Source organism: Ruegeria sp. MALMAid1280, assembly GCF_049195285.1.
Classification (GTDB): domain Bacteria; phylum Pseudomonadota; class Alphaproteobacteria; order Rhodobacterales; family Rhodobacteraceae; genus Ruegeria.
Genome location: NZ_JBMIRT010000038.1, coordinates 77,238 through 97,271, shown reverse-complemented (window position 1 = coordinate 97,271; position 20,034 = coordinate 77,238). Strand labels below are relative to the sequence as shown.

Sequence of the window (20,034 nt, the reverse complement as noted above, 5' to 3'; positions counted from 1 at the left end):
GCCGCGCCGACTCTGAGATGGCCTTATCGCGCATGGCGCAGATCGCTTAATTCATATTGACGAAAACACCGTCAAAATGACGAAACTTTCGACGTTTTCGTCAAGATACCCCCTGCGGATCGAACAGCCCGCGTCCCATACTTTCTGTGGACGAAAGAGGAGGCGCGTTTTGAGCTGGAATATTTGTGTCATAGGGGCAGGCAAGATCGGTCAGATGATCTCAAGCTTGCTGCAATCATCCCCCAATTACTCGGTCACGGTGGCGGATCGCGATCTGGCCGCGCTGTCGGTGCTGAACAAGCAGGGGATTGCGACCCGGCAGATCGATGTGGGGGATGAGGCGCAACTGGCGCAGGGGCTGGCCGGGTTCGACGCCGTGATTTCGGCGGCGCCGTTCTTTCTAACGCCCAAAATAGCCAAAGCTGCCAAGACAGCGGGCGCGCATTACTTTGACCTGACCGAAGATGTTGCCGCCACCAACGCGGTGCGTGAGCTGGCCGAGGACAGCAAAACCGCCTTCATGCCGCAATGTGGTCTGGCGCCGGGCTTTGTTGGCATCGCCGGGGCAGCGCTGGCATCTGAGTTCGACGAATTGGACAGCCTGCATATGCGCGTCGGCGCTCTGCCGCTCTATCCGACCAACGCACTGAAATACAATCTGACATGGTCCACCGACGGGTTGATCAACGAATACTGCAACCCCTGCGATGCCATCGTGAATGGTGAGCGTGTGAAAACCGCGCCGCTGGAAGACTACGAGGTGCTGGGTCATGACGGGGTGGAGTATGAATGTTTCAACACCTCAGGCGGGCTGGGCACGTTGCCGGAAACACTGGAAGGCAAGGCGCGCGCGGTGTCCTATCGCTCGATCCGCTATCCCGGCCATTGCGATATCCTGAAGCTACTGCTCAAGGATCTGGGGCTGGAACGCCGCCGCGATCTGCTCAAGGACATTTTCGAGACCGCCTTGCCGCGCACCGATCAGGATGTGGTTTTGGTCTATTGCACCGCCAAGGGTATGATCGACGGTTCCCTGCGTGAGAAATCGCTGATCAACAAGAGCTTTGCCCGCACCATCAATGGCCAGGTCTGGAGCGCCATTCAGGTCACTACCGCAGCAGGCGTTCTGGGCGTGGTTGATCTGACGCGCACGGGGTCTCTGCCCGGCACAGGGTTTGTGCGGCAGGAGCAGGTGAACCTGTCCGATTTCCTCAACACAGAATTTGGCCGGCTCTATCGGGCCGGTGACGTCACCCAACAGAACAAGGCGGCCTGAGATATGAAAGACATCGTTATGACTGCGCAAACCACACTGGCGAATCTGGACCTGACCGAGGCGGAGCTGACCGGCGGCACTCTGGCCGTGCGGTCCCCCATCGACGGCAGCCTGCTGGCCGAGGTGCACGAGACGCCCTCTGCGGATATGGATGCGGTGTTTGCCCGCTCCAAGGCGGCCTTCAAAGCCTGGCGTACCGTTCCGGCCCCGCGCCGAGGTGAGCTGATCCGCCTGCTGGGCGAGGAACTGCGCGCCGCCAAGGACGATCTGGGCGCGCTGGTCAGCTGGGAGGCGGGCAAGATCACCTCGGAAGGTCTGGGCGAAGTGCAGGAGATGATCGATATCTGCGATTTTGCCGTGGGTCTGTCGCGGCAGCTATACGGGCTGACCATTGCCTCGGAACGTCCCGGCCACCGGATGATGGAAACCTGGCACCCTGCGGGTCCGGTCGGCGTAATCTCGGCCTTCAACTTCCCGGTTGCGGTCTGGTCGTGGAACGCGGCACTGTCGCTGGTTTGCGGCGATACGGTGATCTGGAAACCGTCCGAGAAAACCCCGCTGACCGCGATGGCCTGTCAGAAGATCTTTGAACGCGCGTTGGCCCGGTTTGGCGACGCGCCTGACCACCTGCTGCAAACCCTGATCGGCGGCGCCGCGCTGGGCGAGGCGCTGGTGGCCAGCGAGGACGTTCCGGTGATCTCGGCCACGGGGTCGACCCGCATGGGCCGCGCGGTGGCGCCTGTCGTGGCGCAGCGGTTCGGCAAGTGCATTCTGGAGCTGGGCGGCAACAACGCGATGATCGTTGGCCCCTCGGCCGATCTGGAAATGGCGGTGCGGGCGATTGTGTTCTCGGCCGTGGGCACCGCCGGTCAGCGCTGCACCACGCTGCGCCGCCTGATCGTGCATAACTCGATCCGCGAGGAACTGGTGGCGCGTCTCAAGAAAGCCTATGCCGGTCTGCCCATCGGCAACCCGCTGGTTGAGGGCACGTTGATCGGCCCGCTGGTGGACGAGGCCTCGGGTGCGGCCATGACGGCGGCCCTGAAAGCGGCTGAAGCTGAAGGTGGCACTGTATTTGGCGGCAACCGGGTGACTGAAGGCGTGCCCGAGGGTGTTTACATGCAGCCCGCCATCGTCGAGATGCCGGGCCAGACCGCAACGGTGAAGACCGAGACCTTTGCCCCGATCCTCTATGTCATGGGCTATGACGATTTCGACGAGGCCATCGAGATCCAGAACGACGTGCCGCAGGGCCTGTCATCCTGCGTGTTCACCCTGAACATGCGCGAGGCCGAGCAGTTCCTGACGGCTGCCGGGTCTGATTGCGGTATCGCAAACGTCAATATCGGCCCCTCGGGCGCTGAAATCGGTGGCGCTTTTGGCGGTGAAAAGGAAACCGGCGGCGGGCGCGAAAGCGGCTCGGACGCGTGGAAGGCCTATATGCGGCGCCAAACCAACACCGTGAACTATTCAGCCGAACTGCCGCTGGCGCAAGGCGTCAAGTTCGACATCTGATCAAAGGGCCCGGCGGCAATACCGTCGCCGGGTCAATCCGCAAACAGGTAATCCAGCCGCATCACGGCTTGTGCCTTGTCTTGTGAAACACCCAGAAACTCGGCCACGGCGGCCTCGTTTTCGGCGCGGGGGCTGGTTTCCCGGATACGCAAATACCCGTCAAACCCGGCCGCCCGGATCAGTTCGGATTCGTATGTCATCGAGTTGCGCAGCGTCGGCACCAGACGCGCGACCGTTTCGGTGGGGCTGTTTTCTCCGGCCAGACCTACCCGGCGGGCGTGACCGATCAGGTAGTCGTCTGAATATTCACATTCGATCTCAAGCACATGGGTCCTGGCCTGATCGGCGCAGAAATCCTGAATAATGTCCAGATTGGCCGGATCGACGCAGATCACCAGCTTGTCGGTGCCGAAATGGTCGAACAACAGCCGCACCACCGCGCGCCGATGGCGGGACCGTTTCAGCAGTGTCGTCTCGATCCCGCCCAGATCGGGCAGCGGCGTGTTTTCTTCGTTGAACAGGTATTCGACGCAGGGGATATCCGTCTCGGATGTGATCTGATCGACCAGCCGCTTGGCCACATGCCATTTTTTGCAGGCGATCAAAAATATCTCACGTTCGGGGCCCAGCGAATTGCCCGCCTCCCAGAACCGCTGTCCGAACCGGCGGCCAACGCGGCCCCGCCCGGTCAGGAAACCATATAAGTTGCGGCCCTCATCCGAGATTTTGAATTCGACCCCTTCGCTGGCATAAAGCGTGCCCAGCCGTTCCTTCAGTTCATGGGCTTCGGGGCTGATCTTGCGGGCGAACAGGTAATCCTGCCCCAGCAGCATGTCATAGTGGTCGTTGTAGAAGGTCACCGGCATCCCGTAATCCGAGAACATCAGGAAGGTCGGGGTGCGGTTCTCGATCTCTTCCTTCGGAATCAAGTGTCGGACGAGGGTCTGAAAAAAAGTCTCATCCGGAATCCAGGTGGTCGAGAAAAAGCGTTTCACATCGGGGCGCTGTTGCAGGAAATCGAGGATCATCTCGACCGTGCGGCGGCGCAGGCACCACCACTGGCTGCCGATCATGACCTGAATATCAGCCGGTATCTCGCGGGTCAGGCCAAAACGTTTCTGCAGATCATATGAGGTGTAGAACCGTTTGCTCTGAGTGCGTTCGTTGAAGAAATGGCGATAGATCAACCGGTCTTCCTTCATCCCGGTCTTGATCCAGTTGCTGGCAAAGAAGTCGTGGCTTTCGACGAAATCCTTGTCGTTTTCGTCCAGAAACCAATGGGCGTATTCGGCCGTTTTGATCGCCATGCAATCGCCGGACAGCATGTAGAAATGCGTGGCGCGGGGAAAGGCATCCACGGCGGCCTGCAAGGCATTCAGCGTTGCCTGAACCAAAGACCACTCGCCCCAGCCGCACTTGATGCGCTTGGCGGCGAAGGTCACATTCGGATTGTCCTTCAGCGCGGTGCGAATGCGATCATAGGCTGCCGCACTGGCGCGCGCGTCAAAGTGAATGGCCATACAATCGCCGGCGGCGGTCAGTTGCCCGGCCTGGGCAATGATCGCTTCGGGGTCTTTGTGGCACAAGAGAATATAGGCAATCCTTGCCATATCGTATCAGTGATGTCCGTTTTAGCCTGTTTGATCCGTGATACTGAGGATGAGCGATTGAATAAACAGAATATTTTTGATTGTTTGAGAACCAAAGCGGGCGCGTAGGGCAAATCTTGACCCGTTGAGGAGGCACTGCAGATGGGTTTTCCCGGTACATGGATGACCGAAAGTGAAAGCATGGTTTACCGTGTCGTGCCGAAATGTGCCTGCTCGACCATCGGGCAGATCATGTATTTTTCGGATCATGGCCGGTTCTTTGATGGCGATATCCATGATGCGAAGGACGGAATGCACAAATGGGCGTTCGACCATAGTCAGGATCGCATCTCGGGCAATATCCGCAACCATGCGTCCTATTCCTTTACCTGCGTGCGCAATCCCTACACGCGGATTCTAAGCTCGTTCTTCGACAAGATCTGCGGCATTCAGCGCAACGGCAAACGCTATCGCGGCAATCTGGTTCCGACGCTGATCTACAATTACGGGATCGAGGTGGGCGGCGATGACGGCAAGGGTGAGTTCGACCAGATCGCCAGCTTCCGCCGCTTTCTGCTGTTTGCGCGCGATACGATCCGCTGGCGCAGGCCGATGGACCCCGACATCCACTGGTCGGCAATGTCCGGACATATCGCGACCTTCATCGCAAATGGGGGGCGCTATGATCGGATATTCTGGACCGAGAAGTTCAACGACGGGATGCAGGGCGTTCTGGACAATCTCGACACGCCGCACGCGGTGAACCTGTCAGACATCCCACGGTTCAACGAATCCGAAGGCCACGGCCCCAAACGGGCTCATCCGGTCGAAGACTATTTCGACGACCTGTCGATGCATTTGGTGTATGAGATCTACAAACAGGATTTCGAGCTGTTCAAATACGATTTCGAAAACCCGGCGAACAAGATGCCGATTGGTGAAATCGATCTTGATGAGGTCCACGCCAAACTTGGCGACTGACCCTGCCTCAGCGCGCTCCCGCCCATCGTCAATGTCTCTGACGAGACATCTCCTCTGGTTGGGCCCGGCGCCGCGCTTTGCGCGGCGCCGGGCCCTAGGCCGAACATGGCATCGGCTTAGCCGATGGAGCGCTTCGGGCGCGGGAGCCTTTTGAGGTAGGAAGGAACCGGTCTCGATCAGGACCGGTTCTTATTGCTCAGACCTGACGCACGGCGCCTTTGGCGGCGCTGGTGGTCAGCTTGGCATAGGCCTTGAGGGCGGTGGACACCTTGCGCTTGCGCGGCTCGGCGGGTGCCCAGCCCTTTTCGTCCTGCTCTTCACGCCGTGCCGCCAGTTCTTCGTCGGACACGGCCAGATGGATCGAACGGTTGGGGATGTCGATCTCGATCTTGTCACCCTGGCGCACCAGACCGATCTCACCACCCTCGGCGGCCTCTGGCGAGACGTGACCAATCGACAGACCCGAAGTGCCACCCGAGAAACGGCCGTCGGTCAGCAGCGCGCAGGCTTTGCCCAGACCTTTGGACTTCAGATACGAGGTGGGGTACAGCATTTCCTGCATCCCGGGACCGCCCCGCGGGCCTTCGTAGCGGATGACCACAACGTCGCCCGCTTCGACCTTGCCGGTCAGGATATCGTTGACCGCCTGATCCTGGCTTTCGCAGACATAAGCCGTGCCGGTGAACGTCAGGCTGGCCGGATCAACACCTGCGGTTTTCACGATACAACCATCGCGCGCGATGTTGCCGAACAGAACGGCCAGACCGCCGTCTTGGCTGAAGGCGTGTTCCTTCGACCGGATCACGCCGTTTTCGCGGTCGGTGTCCAGCTCTTTATAGCGGTTCGACTGGCTGAACGCCTGCGTCGTGCGTACGCCACCGGGGGCGGCCTTGAACAGTTCCTGCGCCTTGGGGTTGTTTGCAACCTTGATGTCCCAATTGGCAATCGCCTCGCCCATCGTACCGGAATGAACCGTGCTGCAATCCTCGTGCAACAGACCCGCGCGGCCAAGTTCGCCGAGGATCGAGAAGATGCCACCGGCGCGGTGGACGTCCTCCATATGGACGTTCTCGGTGTTCGGCGCGACCTTGCACAGGCAGGGCACCTTGCGGCTGAGGCGGTCCATGTCGGACATGGTGAAATGCACTTCGCCCTCATGCGCGATGGCCAGCAGGTGTAGCACGGTGTTGGTCGAGCCGCCCATGGCGATATCCAGGCTCATGGCGTTCTCGAACGCCTCAAAGGTGGCGATCTCGCGCGGCAGGAACCCCTTTTCGTTCAGGTCATAGTGACGCTTGGTGATCTCGACGATGCGGCGACCGGCTTCAAGGAACAGCTCTTTGCGGTCCGCGTGAGTGGCCAGGGTCGAACCGTTGCCCGGCAGTGCCAGACCCAGCGCCTCGGCCAGACAGTTCATCGAGTTGGCGGTAAACATGCCCGAGCACGACCCACAGGTGGGGCAGGCGTTTTCCTCGATATGCTTCACCTGCTCGTCGGTGTAGTGATCATCGGCGGCGGCGACCATCGCATCGACCAGGTCGATTTTCTTGACGTCCAGATCGGCGATGTCGATCTTGCCGGCCTCCATAGGGCCGCCCGAGACAAAGATCGCCGGGATATTCAGGCGCATGGCGGCCATCAACATGCCGGGGGTGATCTTGTCGCAGTTCGAGATACAGACCATCGCGTCGGCGCAGTGGGCATTGACCATGTACTCGACCGAATCTGCAATCACCTCGCGCGACGGCAGGGAATACAGCATCCCGTCATGGCCCATGGCGATGCCATCATCCACGGCGATAGTGTTGAATTCTTTCGCAACACCGCCTGCGGCCTCGACCTCGCGCGCAACCATCTGGCCCAGATCTTTCAGGTGCACGTGGCCGGGCACGAACTGGGTGAACGAGTTGACGATGGCGATGATCGGTTTGCCGAAATCGTCATCCTGCATACCGGTGGCGCGCCACAGGCCGCGGGCACCGGCCATGTTGCGGCCATGGGTAGAGGTTCTGGATCGGTACATTGGCATGATGCTGTTTCCCTTTTGCCCCGGTTGCGATATGCGGGATGTGTGCGTTATAGCGCACGTATCACATGTGCGCTATAACGCACAAGGGGATTCGAAAGACGAGTGATATGGCACCGGACGACATAACGCTGAAACTACGGGACGTGCGGGCAGCCTCGGGGCTGAGCCTGTCCAAGGTGGCCGAAATGACCGGGGTCAGCAAGGCCATGCTGGGCCAGATCGAGCGTGGCGAATCCAGCCCGACCATCGCGACGCTGTGGAAGATTGCCAAAGGGTTCCAGCTGCCCCTCAGTGCTCTGATCGGCCCGGACGTGCTGCGCGATACGGCCACGCCGGACGTGTTCCGCACCGTGACCTTTCCCGGCAGCATCGAGGTCAAGATCGTGTTTCCCTTTGACCCCACCTTGCGGGCCGAGACCTTTCACGTTGATCTTGCGCCGAACCAGAGCCACGAATCCGCCGCTCATGCCACCGGTGTGACCGAAGAGGTCTTTGTCCTGAACGGATCGCTTGAGATTCTGCGCGATGGCGAATGGGTGTCGCTGCAGGCCGGGCAGGGGCTGCGGTTTGCGGCGGACCTGCCGCATGGCTACCGCGCCGGTGATCGGGGCGCGGCGTTTCTGAACATGCACCATTATGGGCAGCTTGATGCGCTGGCCGCGATCGGCTGACCAAGAAACCAATAGCACCGGGGAACGATATGGCCGCATTTCTTGAAACTCTGACGCTGGCAGATGCGGTCGGCTCGATTGGTGCTTTGGTCGTTGTGGCGGCCTATTTCGCCACCCAGATGCGGATGATGAATTCCGACGATCTGGCCTTTCCGGTGCTGAACCTGGCGGGATCGATCCTGATCGTCTATTCGCTGCTTCAGAATTTCAATCTGGCGTCGATGTTGATTGAATCCTTCTGGATTCTGATCAGTATGATCGGGATCGTTCAGTTTTTCCGGCTCAGACGCGCGCGTTAAGCGGGCCAGGCCCCATCCAGCCTTGAACCCAAATGCCTGCGCGTATAGGGACAAATCAAGCGCGCTTTTGGGGAGGCTTTGATGCAGGACGATCCGAAAACCCTCGTTTCAACCGAATGGCTTGCAGCCCACATCAAGGATCCGGATCTGCGGATTCTGGACGGGTCGTGGTATTTGCCGCAGCAAGGGCGGAACGCCAAGGCGGAATATGACGAAGCGCATATTCCCGGCGCCCGGTTTTTCGACATTGACGAGATTTCCGATCACCGGTCGGACCTGCCGCATATGGCGCCTCCGGTGGAAAAGTTCATGTCGCGCCTGCGGGCGATGGGTGTGGGCGATGGTCATCAGGTCGTGGTCTATGACGGGGCTGGTCTGATATCGGCGGCGCGGGTCTGGTGGATGTTCCGCCTGATGGGGCAGGAAAACGTAGCCGTTCTGGACGGGGGTTTCCCGAAATGGCAGGCCGAGGGTCGCGAGATCGAGGATCTGCCCCCGGTGATCCGAGACCGGCACATGACCGTGCGCGTGCAGAACCATCTGGTGCGCGACGTGACACAGGTGTCGTCGGCGACCAAGCTGGCCGATCACGAGATCATCGACGCCCGTTCGGCCGCCCGCTTTGCCGGAACCGAGGCAGAGCCACGCGAAGGCTTGCGTTCAGGTCATATTCCGGGCTCACGCAACGTGCCCTTTGGCAACCTGCTGAACAAGAACGGCACGATGAAGTCGCCCGACGAATGCCGCGCCGTGTTCGAGGCCGCAGGCGTGGACCTGTCGAAACCCGCCATCACTTCTTGCGGGTCGGGCGTGACAGCTGCGATCCTCAGCCTCGCGCTCGAGCGCCTGGGCAAGAAAGATCACTCGCTTTATGACGGCTCCTGGGCTGAATGGGGTGCCTTCCCGACCCTGCCCGTCGCAACCGGAGAGACCTGATGTTCGAAAACCTCAAACCGCAGCCCGCCGACAAGATTCTGGCGCTGATGCAGATGTACCGCGAAGACCCGCGCGATCAGAAGATCGATCTGGGTGTGGGTGTCTACAAGAATGCCGAAGGCGTGACGCCCGTGATGCGCGCGGTCAAGGCCGCCGAGAAACGCATTCTCGAAGAGCAGGAGAGCAAGGCCTATACCGGTTTGGCCGGTGATCCGGCCTATGCCGATGCGATGATCGGTCTGATCCTCGGCAACGCGGTCCCGCGCGGCAATATCGCGGCAGTGGCGACTCCGGGTGGCACGGGCGCATGTCGGCAAGCGTTCGAGATGATCCGCATGGCCAACCCCTCGGCCCGCGTGTTCGTGTCGAACCCGACCTGGCCGAACCACCTGTCGATCCTCAGCTATCTGGGCATGGAGACGGTCCAGTACCGTTACTTTGACGGCGAAACCCGTGGTGTCGATTTCGACGGCATGGTCGAGGACCTGAAAACCGCCAAGGCGGGCGACGTGGTGTTGCTGCACGGTTGCTGCCACAACCCCACCGGCGCCAACCTGAACATGGTGCAGTGGCAGGAGGTCGTGAACATCATCAACGAACTGGGCCTCGTGGCGATGATCGACATTGCCTATCAGGGCTTTGGCGACGGGTTGGAAGAGGATGCGCAGGCGGTGCGTCTGGTGGCTTCATCCGTCAAGCGCTGCCTGATCGCGGCGTCCTGCTCGAAGAACTTCGGCGTTTACCGCGAGCGTACCGGTCTGCTGATGGCGATCAGCGATGATGCGGCGCAAACGGCTCTGAATCAGTCGACTCTGGCGTTTCTGAACCGCCAGAACTATTCCTTCCCGCCCGATCACGGCGCGCGGGTTGTGACCACGATCCTGAATGACGACGAACTGCGCGCCGACTGGAAAGCTGAGCTGGAAGAGATCCGCCTGTCCATGCTGGGTCTGCGGCAGCAACTGGCCGATGAGCTGCAGCGCCTGACCGGATCCGACCGTTTCGGCTTTATCGCGCAGCACCGCGGCATGTTCTCGCGACTGGGTGCAGCGCCCGAGCTGGTCGAAAAGCTGCGCGCCGATCACGGCATCTACATGGTCGGCGACAGCCGCCTGAACATCGCCGGTCTGAACGCGACCACCGTGCCGATTCTGGCCAAGGCGATCGTTGACGTGGGCGTCTAAGACGACACAACATCAAAGAACAAAGGCCGCGCAGATCAGCGCGGCCTTTTTTTTGATTTTTGGGTTTAGCCAAAAGAAAAAGCCGGGCGCGAACGCCCGGCCTTTGAGTGGTGAACTCTGGTCTTAGCCCTTCGAGAACTCAGGGTAGGCTTCCATACCCAGTTCGCCCATATCCAGGCCGTTGATCTCTTCTTCCTCACCGACCCGCAGGCCAACGGTGGCTTTGAGGATCGAGAACAGGATGAAGCTGACCACAAAAACAAAGATACCGATGGCCGCGAAGCCGATGATCTGGGTCACAAAGGACGCGTCACCATTGGTCCATGCCACGATGAAGGTCCCCCAGAAGCCCGCGATCAGGTGAACCGGGATGGCACCGACCACGTCGTCGATCTTCATGCGGTCCAGCATCGGAACGGTCAGGACAACGATCACGCCACCGACGGCACCGATGATCAGCGCCTGGAACAGCGACGGGGCCAGCGGTTCGGCGGTGATCGACACCAGACCGGCCAGCGCGCCGTTCAGCACCATGGTCAGGTCGACCTTGCCATACATCACCTGCGTCAGGATCAGCGCGGCAACGGCACCGGCAGCAGCGGCCATGTTGGTGTTGGCAAAGATGCGGCTGATGTCTGCGATGTCACCAATGGTGCCCATTGCCAGCTGCGAACCGCCGTTGAAGCCGAACCAGCCCAGCCACAGGATGAACGTACCCAGGGTTGCCAGCGCCAGGTTCGAACCGGGGATCGGAACCACTTTGCCGTCTTTGTTGTATTTGCCGATACGCGGGCCCAGCACGATGGCACCGGCCAGCGCTGCGAAACCACCTGCGGCGTGCACCAGGGTCGAGCCTGCGAAGTCGCTGAAGCCCATCTCGGACAGCCAGCCGCCGCCCCACTGCCAGGACGCTTCGATCGGGTAGATGATGCCGGTCAGGACAATGACGAAGGCAAAGAAGGGCCACAGCTTGACCCGTTCGGCCATAGTGCCCGACACGATGGACGCGGTGGTGGCGCAGAACATCAGCTGGAAGAAGAAATCCGAGCCAACGGTGGCATAGGACAGATCGGCATTCACGCCGTCCAGACCAACAGCTTCCAGCGCAGCGGGTGAGATGGCGCCCAATACGCCGGGAATCATCCAGCCGTCACCCGGATACATCAGGCCATAACCGACCAGCCAGTACATGATGGCGGCGAACGAAAACAGGCCCATGTTTTTGACCAACTGCATCGCGACGTTCTTGGACCGCACCAGTCCGGCCTCGAGCATGGCAAAGCCCGCAGCCATCCAGAACACCAGGAACCCACCGACCAGAAACAGCAGTGAGGTCAGGATATATTGCGTGTGCTGCGCGGCCTCACCGGCGGCTTCCTGCGCAAGGCCGATCTGCGGCAGCGCGGCAATCACGGCAGCGGGGATGAGCGATTTCATCAGTTTCATTGTCAGTCCTCGAATGTTTGTGAATGGGGGCGCCTCACAGCGCCTCTTCGTTCGTTTCCCCGGTCCGCACGCGCAGGGCCTGCTCGACATCAAGGACGAAAATCTTGCCGTCGCCGATCTTGCCGGTCTTGGCGGTTTTGGTGATGGTTTCGACGATCTGGTCGGCCATCGTGGCGGGAACCACGATTTCGAGCTTGATCTTGGGTACGAAATTTACGGCGTATTCGGCGCCGCGATAGATCTCCGTGTGACCCGATTGCGAGCCGAAGCCCTTGATTTCGGTCACCATCATGCCGCGCACGCCCGCCTCGGTCAGTGCCTCGCGCACCTCCTCCAGCTTGAACGGCTTGATTGTCGCAATGATCAGTTTCACGTTGAACCCCTCTGCTTGCCCGGTCGCTCCGGCTTGTTTGCACGTGCAGAAAAAAAAGCGCGCCTGCGCCCGGTAAGGAACGGTTGAGGAGGTAAAACGCTGGGGAAAATAGCGGCAATTTGCACAATTTTTGCACAAATGGCATACGATGATTAAAAATTAGGCAGTTTGTGTAGGGCGGTTTCCGGAAATTCAGACCTCTACTTCACCGGTGTGTCAGGGTATGGTGCCTCAAAATGATAACCGGGCAGAGTTTGAGCATGACTGAGTCCAGGCGCCGAAAGGCACCGCTTGTCGCAGATAAAAGATACCCGTCGAAAAGGCGCAAGCCCACGGCGACCAAGCGGGCTGCGAAGCCGGCCGGAAAGAAGGCGACCGCGCGCAAGACGACAACCCGTAAGACCACCCGGAAGACGACCCGCCGGAAATCCGGTGGCGGCGGAGGTGGCGGATTCTTCCGTCGGCTGTTCCGCTGGATTTGGCGGTTGTTCTGGGGGGTTACGTGGCGCGTGGGCGCGGTGGTCGCCATGCTGCTGGCGCTGGCGGTGGGGGTTGTCTACACCTCGTTGCCGGACGTGGACGCCTTGCTGGATGGCCGGGCACGGGGCTCGGTCACCTTGCTGGACCGCGATGGCAAGGTCTTTGCCTGGCGTGGCGATCAGTTCGGCGGGGTAATCACCGCCGATACCGTCTCACCACATCTGAAAAACGCCGTGGTCGCCACGGAGGACAAGCGATTCTATCGCCATTTCGGTGTCAGCCCGCGCGGTGTCGCCAGCGCCGTTCGAATCAACCTGAGCGAAGGGCGCGGGCCGCTTTCGGGCCACGGCGGGTCGACCATTACGCAACAAACCGCCAAGCTGTTGTGCTTGGGCGTGCCGTATGTGCCCAGCGAGTGGGACTCCGAGGCCGCGTATGAGTCCGATTGCCGTCAGGGATCGCTGTGGCGCAAGGCCAAGGAAGCGGTTTATGCGATGGCGATGGAGGTGAAATACTCCAAGGATGAGATTCTGACCATCTACCTGAACCGCGCGTTCCTGGGCGCAGGCGCCCGTGGATTCGAGGCCGCAAGCCAGCGCTACTTTGGTATTTCCGCTGCCGAGGTGAACCCGGCGCAGGCGGCAATGCTGGCCGGTCTGCTGGTGGCGCCGACGCGCTTTGCACCCACCAACAATCTGCAACGCTCGCAGGACCGGGCGAAGCTGGTGATCGGGTTGATGGAGGCGCAGGGCTATCTGACCACCGCACAGGCCAGCAGCGCCCGCAGCAACCCGGCGCAACTGTCCGAGGCCGCGGCGGCGCGGGCGGGCGGCTATTTTGCCGATTGGGTGATCACCGAGCTGCCCAGCTATTTTGGCACCGACACCACCGATGATGTGGTGATCCGCACCACGCTGGACCAGCGCCTGCAGAAATCGGCGGAAGAGGCGTTGAAATACATCTTCCAGGAAAAGGTGCGCGAAGGCTCCAAGGCGCAGGCGGCGATTGTGGTGATGTCGGCGGATGGGGCGGTGCGGGCCATGGTCGGCGGGCGCAAGACGCGGGTGTCGGGGGCGTTCAACCGGGCAACGCAAGCGCTGCGGCAGACCGGATCGTCCTTCAAGCCCTTCGTCTATGCCACCGCGCTGGAGCTTGGCCATTCGCCGCTGGATACGGTGGTGGATGAACCCTATTGCGTCAACATCCCCGGGTCGGGCCAGTGGTGCCCCAAAAACTATACCCACAAGTTTTATGGCCGGGTGACGCTGGCGGATGCGCTGAAGAACTCGCTGAACATTCCGGCGGTGAAAGTGGCCGAGTTTGTCGGGCTGGACAATGTGCGCACCGTAACCAGCGAGTTCGGCATCGAAAGCAACCTGGCCGAAGGTCCGGCGCTGGCGTTGGGCGCGTCGGAAAGCACGCTGATCGAGATGACCGGGGCCTATGCCGGTATCCTGAATGGCGGCTCGGCTGTGGAACCTTATGGCCTGTCCGAGCTGAAACTGCTGGGTGACAACACGCCCCTGATCCAGACCAGCACCGGCATTGGTGAGCGGGTGATCAACGACAAGGCCGCCAAGCAGCTGACCTGGATGATGGAACGTGTGGTGTCCGAAGGCACCGGCGGGCGCGCCAAGCTGCCGGGGTGGCAGGTGGCCGGCAAGACCGGCACCACTCAGGCGGCGCGGGATGCGTGGTTTATCGGCTTTACCGCCGATTACGTCGCGGGTGTCTGGATGGGCTATGACGACAACACGCCGCTGTCCGGCGTGACCGGCGGCGGCCTGCCTGCGGAGATTTGGAAAGAAACCATGCTGCGCGTAACCGAGGGGATGACACCCACGCCGTTGCCGATGCTGGCCCCTGATCCGCCGGTGCAGACCGCGCAGCCGCGGCAACAACGCCGCAGGCAACAGACCGGTCTGGACAGGGCCATCAACAACCTGCTGAACAATATCTTCGGCAACTGAACCCACAAAAAAAGGCGGTGCACCGGGCACCGCCTTTCCTTTTGGAATGTCGGACCTGATCAGAGGCTCTCGTCCAGGGCCGCCAGAATCGCGTCGCCCATTTCGGTGGTCGAGACCGGATCAACGCCTTCTTCGGCCAGCAGATCGCCAGTACGGACACCATCGGCCAGAACCTTCTCGATCGCGGCTTCCAGACGGTCGGCCTCGGCGCCCTGATCAAAGCTGTAGCGCAGTGCCATGGCAAAGCTGAGGATACAGGCGATCGGGTTGGCCTTGCCTTCGCCGGCGATGTCCGGTGCAGACCCGTGGACCGGTTCGTACATCGCCTTGGGGCGGCCATTGGCCATCGGGGCGCCAAGGGACGCCGACGGCAACATGCCCAGCGAGCCGGTCAGCATCGCGGCGCAGTCCGACAGGATATCGCCGAACAGGTTGTCGGTGACGATGACGTCGAACTGCTTGGGTGCGCGCACCAGCTGCATCGCGCCGTTGTCGGCATACATGTGGGTCACTTCGACCTCGGGGTAGTCCTGCGCGACACGGTCCACGACCTCGCGCCACAGGATACCGGCCTCCATCACGTTGGCCTTCTCCATCGAGCACAGTTTCTTGTTCCGGCGCATCGCCAGTTCAAAGGCGGAACGCGCGGCGCGTTCGATCTCGGATTCGGTGTAACGCTGTGTGTTGACGCCCACACGCTCGTTGCCTTCCTCAAAGATGCCGCGCGGCTCGCCGAAATAGACGCCCGAGGTAAGCTCGCGCACGATCATGATGTCCAGACCGGCCACGATGTCTTTCTTCAGCGACGAGAAATCCGCCAGCGCGTCAAAGCACTGCGCCGGGCGCAGGTTCGAATACAGGTCCATTTCCTTGCGCAGGCGCAGCAACCCGCGCTCGGGCTTTACGCTGAAATCCAGATCGTCGTATTTCGGGCCGCCGACCGCGCCCAGCAGAACCGCGTCGACCTCTTGCGCCTTGGCCATGGTTTCGTCCGACAGCGGCTTGCCATGCGCGTCATAGGCGGCACCGCCGACCAGATCCTCGCTCACGTCGAATTCCAGGCCGCGGTTCGCACCGAACCAGTCGATTACGCGGCGCACTTCGGCCATGACTTCGGGGCCAATTCCGTCTCCGGGCAGGATGAGGAGCGAGGGGTTGGACATGAAGGATCTCCTTGCGTTTCGTCGCAATCGCCCTAGCGTCTGTGCCGCATCGGGTCAATGAGACCAACCGGCCTTTATGGGCCGGAAATCCTGTTTCCGGGCCGAAACCACCGCCCAGCCAGCGTTTTCTGGTCAAAGACTGGCTTTCAACCCCTCGGCCAGCAGGTCCCAGACACGCCGGATTCGGGGCGTCTGGCGCATCGCCTGCGGGGCAGCCAGCCAGACCGGAAGCGGCGCAATCTCGATATTCAGGTCCAGCACTTCGACTTCCGGGTCGGCCGCAGCCACCTGAACCTGTGAAAAGCCGATCCCGCACCCGGCCCGGACCAGTTCCCAATAGGCGCTTTGCAGATCGCATCTGGTGGCAAAGCTGTCCTTGCTGACCGGCCAGCCGCGATCCCGCATCCGGGTGATGATATATTCATTGGCGTCAAAGCCAACCAGATCGTGGTCGAGCATGTCCTCGGGGCGTTGCGGATGCCCGGCGCGGTCCAGATAGGACCGGGCGGCACAGAGACACAGCTGCACATCTCCCAGATAGCGCGAAATGATGTCCATCTGCTCGGGGCGGTACATGCGCACCGCGATGTCGGCCTCGCGATACAGCAGGTTCTCGACGGCGTCGGTGGCGACCAGTTCCAGTTGAATGGCCGGTTCCTGTTGTCGGATCTGCGCCAGAATAGGGGGCAGCAGGTGGTGCGACGCAAAGACCGAGGCGGTGATGCGCACCGATCCTTCCAACTGCTGCGACTGCCCAGCCGCCGCCAGGCTGAACGATGTCATGGCCTTGTGCATCTGCCGCGCCATCGGCAACAACTGCGTGCCGACCTCGCTGAGTTTCAGGCCGCGCGCGTGACGGTCGAACAGGGACACGCCCAGCTCGTCCTCAAGCGCGTGAATCTGACGGCCCAGCGTGGGCTGGCTGCGGTCCAGCTGCCGCGCCGCCGCCGACAACGAGCCGGTTTCGGCCACCGCCAGAAAGCTTTGAATCAGGGACCAGTCGGCGTGGGTGAGTGATTTATCCATTCATAAATGAATACACGTTCTGCATTTCCCGACAATTGCTCGATTAATTTGAATTGGTAGTTTCGACTTGAAAGGAGTTTCCCATGACCCAATCCGTTCTCATCCTGGGTGCAACCGGCCGATTTGGACGTAACGCCATGGTTGCGTTTCGAAACGCAGGTTGGACCGTTCGCATCTTTGACCGCACCACCGACAGCTTGGCGCAGGCTGCGCGGGGCGCGGATGTGATCGTCAACGCCTGGAACCCGCCCTATCCGGATTGGCAGGCCCAGGTGCCAGAGCTGACCCGACGGGTCATTTCGGTAGCGCGGGACACCGGGGCAACGGTTATCATCCCGGGCAATGTCTATGTCTTCGGCGCCGACGTGCCGGGGCCGTGGTCCGCGGCTACGCCACATCTGGCCCAGAACCCTCTGGGTCGCATTCGGATCGGGATGGAGGAGGCTTACCGCGCCTCGACCGTCCGTACGATCATCCTGCGGGCCGGAGACTATCTTGACACATGCGCGTCGGGGAACTGGTTCGATCGGGTCATGATCAAATCGCTGGCACAAGGGCGTTTCATCTATCCCGGCAATCCCGACATCGCCCATGCCTGGGCTTACTTGCCCGATCTTGCGCGTGCGGCGGTGGTCCTTGCCGAGATGCGCGAGAGCTTGCCCCGTTTTTGCGACGTGCCTTATCAGGGGTATACGGCAACCGGCTCTGAAATGGCGCAGGCGCTGTCCCGCGTCACGGGGCGGCATGTGTCCGTGCAACGGATGAACTGGCTGCCGATTCAGCTTGCCCGTCCCTTCTGGCGGGTGGTACCTTATCTGCTTGAGATGCGGTATCTGTGGAATACGCCGCACAGTCTGGAGGATAGTTTTTTCCGCGAACTGGTCGGGGGTTTTCAACGTACCGATCTGGATACAGCGCTGAAACGGGCGATCCCCGGTGCGTTGCGACCGGATGGGGTTCTGGCCCCTGCCTGATCGCCGCTAGGGCGCGGTCACGTCGACCCAGACCAGCCGGTGCCTGCTGGCCTGTTCGGCGGCAGCGCGCAAAGGTGAACCCGGTGCAGGCCAGACCACGCCGGCACCTGTCACCTGCAGATCGGTCGAGGGCAGCACGTAGTCCACCCGCATCTCTCCCACCGCTTTCCATTCCACCGTGGTCAGTGCACCCGACATGTCGGCGGGGTGCGTGTCTTGCAGACGGGGGTCCGCCAACAGCGCCCGGATCGCTTCCCGGCGCCCGTCGCCCCGTTCCGGGTCCTGATTGGCATCCCCGGCGATCACAAACGGGCCTTCGGGCCTGCGGCCCAGCTGGCCGTCCAGAACCGCGGACCAGAGGCGGATTTCATCGCGGTTGCGCAGCCCGTTGCGGTCTTCGGGGCCGTCAAACACCGGCGGGGCGGCGTGGAAGGTCATCAGGTCCAGCGCGCCAAGGGGTGTGTCCACCGGCACGATCCAGTGGGCCACGGCGGACAGGCGCTGAATGCTCTGCGCTGCTTCCGAGGGGAAAGGGCCGTCGTCCGTGACCGGCAGCTGCGCGCCGGGCAGGTCGCGCCACAGCAGATCGGTAAAGTCCTGCACGCCGTCAGAGTGAATCGGATAGCGCGACAACACCGCCATTCCGCCCTGACCGGTAAAACGCCCCCAGCCCTGCGCGTCTGCCGGACCATGGGTGCGGCCATCTCCGTTCAGGTCCAACGGGGTTTCAAGCCCGGCATTGGGTTGTGCGGCAAAGTGATGAGGGTAATCCAACCCCGCGGTGCGCAGCTGTTCGGTCAACGCGGTCAGCGCCTCTGCGTTCAGGTCCCAGTCGATGCCCTGCAGCGCGAGAATGTCAGGTTGCGTGGCCACCAACACCTCGACCACTGCCTGCACCTGCGGATCACCGCGCCGGATGTCGCGCAGCAGCAGGCCCGGCCCGTCGCGGCTGAGTTCCGTGTTGTATGAGGCGATACGGACTGTCTGCGCCTGCGCCATCACCGGCAATAGCAGCAGCAGAAGGATGCGGATCATGCAGCCTGCGTGGACTCGGCGGTGGAGTAGGCCCGGCGCTTTTCGACGATCAGATTGGCGATACGCAAGGTCGCCATGCCGCGCATGATCATGCTGGCGGGCAGGAAGGCCCAGGCGCTCAGGGTCCAGATCAGGGTCTGAGGGTTGCTCAGCGAGATCGGGCTGGCATAGTCGGTCATCATCTTGATCAGGGCCGGGATCAGAAACGGCAGCAGCACCCCGATCGAGATGTTCAGCCGTCCGTCCCGTTGCAGGCGGGTGACGACGTCACCGCCCTTGGTCGGGTCGAACAGCGGCAGGTTGGTCCAGACATTGAAGGCGCCGTTGCCCGTGGGCCAGCCGCGCAGCTTCACCGCATAGGCAAAGCTGGCAATGGTCACCAGCGCAGCGACATAGGCCACACTGGCGGCGATGCGCACCAGTTCGATCAGCGGCGCACTGGCATCCGCGGGCAGCATCAGCACCACCAGCCGGACCGGAGAATACGGGAAGTCGACCACATTGGCGACGCCCAGACCAAGCGCATAGAAAATCGTGGTCAAACTGCTGGGCGCATAGGCGTTCTTGCAGATCAGCGTCAGGAACATGATCATCGACATCAGTCCGACAAAGCGCAGGCGGTTCACCGGCGGTGCGTCGCGAAACTCGATAAAGCTGGGAAAGGCCGAATTGTATTCGGCAAAGGTCAGAAAGAATGCGAGAATGGCGAGAAAGACGACAATCTCGGTCCCATTCGTTGACGATACGGGCAGGTACAACGCGGGGGTCAACACCATCAGTGCAACCAATAGTCCCCGAATCGCCGCCCCAGTTGTGCGCGCAATCACTATCCGAACCCTTTCAAACTGGATTAGTCGATTCTTCGCCGACTTCACCTCCAACTTGTGCCCGCCACTTGAAGTTGTGGCGGATGTCATAAGTCACCAATGTTCTTTTGGTGGGTGCCTGTGCCCGCCACATTGGCGATAAGCGACATTTCGCTCAAGCCAAGGCGCAGAAAACACGTGATTTCGGGCAAAATGATGGCGCAACTGGTGCGGGATTGCATCATTTTCGACGCAAATCCGACGTGTGTATCAGTGTGATA

General features: G+C 61.2%; 17 protein-coding genes. 9 read left to right on the top strand and 8 right to left on the bottom strand.

The window, feature by feature from the left end; genetic code table 11:
- Positions 1-169 precede the first annotated feature (169 nt).
- A complete protein-coding gene (locus tag ACOQFT_RS05305) occupies positions 170-1,276 on the top strand; it encodes a saccharopine dehydrogenase family protein (protein ID WP_421597001.1) in 1,107 nt (368 codons plus the stop codon).
- Positions 1,277-1,294: 18 nt separating this feature from the next.
- On the top strand, positions 1,295-2,791 hold the full coding sequence (locus ACOQFT_RS05300; RefSeq protein WP_421597021.1) for an aldehyde dehydrogenase family protein: 1,497 nt from the start codon (positions 1,295-1,297) through the stop codon (positions 2,789-2,791).
- Between the two features lie 32 nt (positions 2,792-2,823).
- Here the strand turns inward: ACOQFT_RS05300 and ACOQFT_RS05295 are convergent, their stop codons facing one another.
- A complete protein-coding gene (locus ACOQFT_RS05295) occupies positions 2,824-4,401 on the bottom strand; it encodes a DUF5928 domain-containing protein (RefSeq protein ID WP_421597000.1) in 1,578 nt (525 codons plus the stop codon).
- Positions 4,402-4,542: 141 nt separating this feature from the next.
- Between ACOQFT_RS05295 and ACOQFT_RS05290 the strand changes: the two genes are divergently transcribed.
- Positions 4,543-5,361 carry a sulfotransferase family protein gene (locus ACOQFT_RS05290; RefSeq protein ID WP_421596999.1) on the top strand — a complete coding sequence of 273 codons (819 nt, stop codon included), beginning with the start codon at positions 4,543-4,545 and terminating at the stop codon, positions 5,359-5,361.
- A 196-nt stretch (positions 5,362-5,557) separates the two neighbouring features.
- Here the strand turns inward: ACOQFT_RS05290 and ilvD are convergent, their stop codons facing one another.
- On the bottom strand, positions 5,558-7,390 hold the full coding sequence (gene ilvD, locus ACOQFT_RS05285) for a dihydroxy-acid dehydratase (protein ID WP_421596998.1): 1,833 nt from the start codon (positions 7,388-7,390) through the stop codon (positions 5,558-5,560).
- A gap of 107 nt (positions 7,391-7,497) precedes the next feature.
- Between ilvD and ACOQFT_RS05280 the strand changes: the two genes are divergently transcribed.
- From ACOQFT_RS05280 to ACOQFT_RS05265, 4 genes are all read left to right on the top strand, one after another.
- Positions 7,498-8,061: a helix-turn-helix domain-containing protein gene (locus tag ACOQFT_RS05280; RefSeq protein WP_421596997.1), complete on the top strand. Its 564-nt coding sequence runs from the start codon at positions 7,498-7,500 to the stop codon at positions 8,059-8,061.
- A 29-nt stretch (positions 8,062-8,090) separates the two neighbouring features.
- A complete protein-coding gene (locus ACOQFT_RS05275) occupies positions 8,091-8,360 on the top strand; it encodes a CBU_0592 family membrane protein (protein ID WP_421596996.1) in 270 nt (89 codons plus the stop codon).
- Between the two features lie 81 nt (positions 8,361-8,441).
- Complete coding sequence (sseA, locus tag ACOQFT_RS05270) at positions 8,442-9,296, top strand: 3-mercaptopyruvate sulfurtransferase (protein WP_421596995.1); 855 nt, start codon at positions 8,442-8,444, stop codon at positions 9,294-9,296.
- A complete protein-coding gene (locus tag ACOQFT_RS05265; protein ID WP_421596994.1) occupies positions 9,296-10,480 on the top strand; it encodes an aromatic amino acid transaminase in 1,185 nt (394 codons plus the stop codon). Before sseA ends, ACOQFT_RS05265 begins: the two co-directional genes overlap by 1 nt.
- A 123-nt stretch (positions 10,481-10,603) precedes the next feature.
- On the opposite strand, the gene ACOQFT_RS05260 is transcribed toward ACOQFT_RS05265, so the two are convergent.
- Both ACOQFT_RS05260 and ACOQFT_RS05255 read right to left on the bottom strand, forming a co-directional pair.
- Entirely contained in the window at positions 10,604-11,926 is a 1,323-nt protein-coding gene (locus tag ACOQFT_RS05260; protein WP_421596993.1) for an ammonium transporter, read from the bottom strand.
- Positions 11,927-11,960: 34 nt separating this feature from the next.
- Positions 11,961-12,299 carry a P-II family nitrogen regulator gene (locus tag ACOQFT_RS05255; RefSeq protein ID WP_058273036.1) on the bottom strand — a complete coding sequence of 113 codons (339 nt, stop codon included), beginning with the start codon at positions 12,297-12,299 and terminating at the stop codon, positions 11,961-11,963.
- A gap of 260 nt (positions 12,300-12,559) precedes the next feature.
- Here ACOQFT_RS05255 and ACOQFT_RS05250 point away from each other — a divergent pair, with 260 nt between their 5' ends.
- On the top strand, positions 12,560-14,749 hold the full coding sequence (locus tag ACOQFT_RS05250) for a transglycosylase domain-containing protein (protein ID WP_421596992.1): 2,190 nt from the start codon (positions 12,560-12,562) through the stop codon (positions 14,747-14,749).
- A 59-nt stretch (positions 14,750-14,808) separates the two neighbouring features.
- Here ACOQFT_RS05250 and leuB read toward each other — a convergent pair whose 3' ends face one another.
- Both leuB and ACOQFT_RS05240 read right to left on the bottom strand, forming a co-directional pair.
- Positions 14,809-15,912, bottom strand: a complete 1,104-nt coding sequence (gene leuB, locus ACOQFT_RS05245; protein ID WP_421596991.1) for a 3-isopropylmalate dehydrogenase — start codon at positions 15,910-15,912, stop codon at positions 14,809-14,811.
- A gap of 132 nt (positions 15,913-16,044) precedes the next feature.
- A complete protein-coding gene (locus ACOQFT_RS05240) occupies positions 16,045-16,938 on the bottom strand; it encodes a LysR family transcriptional regulator (RefSeq protein WP_421596990.1) in 894 nt (297 codons plus the stop codon).
- A gap of 83 nt (positions 16,939-17,021) precedes the next feature.
- Here ACOQFT_RS05240 and ACOQFT_RS05235 point away from each other — a divergent pair, with 83 nt between their 5' ends.
- Positions 17,022-17,912, top strand: coding sequence for an epimerase (locus ACOQFT_RS05235; RefSeq protein WP_421596989.1), 891 nt, complete (start codon positions 17,022-17,024; stop codon positions 17,910-17,912).
- Positions 17,913-17,918: 6 nt separating this feature from the next.
- Here ACOQFT_RS05235 and ACOQFT_RS05230 read toward each other — a convergent pair whose 3' ends face one another.
- Positions 17,919-18,947: an endonuclease/exonuclease/phosphatase family protein gene (locus ACOQFT_RS05230; protein ID WP_421596988.1), complete on the bottom strand. Its 1,029-nt coding sequence runs from the start codon at positions 18,945-18,947 to the stop codon at positions 17,919-17,921.
- The gene (locus ACOQFT_RS05225; protein WP_421596987.1) at positions 18,944-19,723 is read right to left on the bottom strand and encodes a hypothetical protein; all 780 of its coding nucleotides are present in this window, start codon (positions 19,721-19,723) and stop codon (positions 18,944-18,946) included. Before ACOQFT_RS05225 ends, ACOQFT_RS05230 begins: the two co-directional genes overlap by 4 nt.
- Positions 19,724-20,034 lie beyond the last annotated feature (311 nt).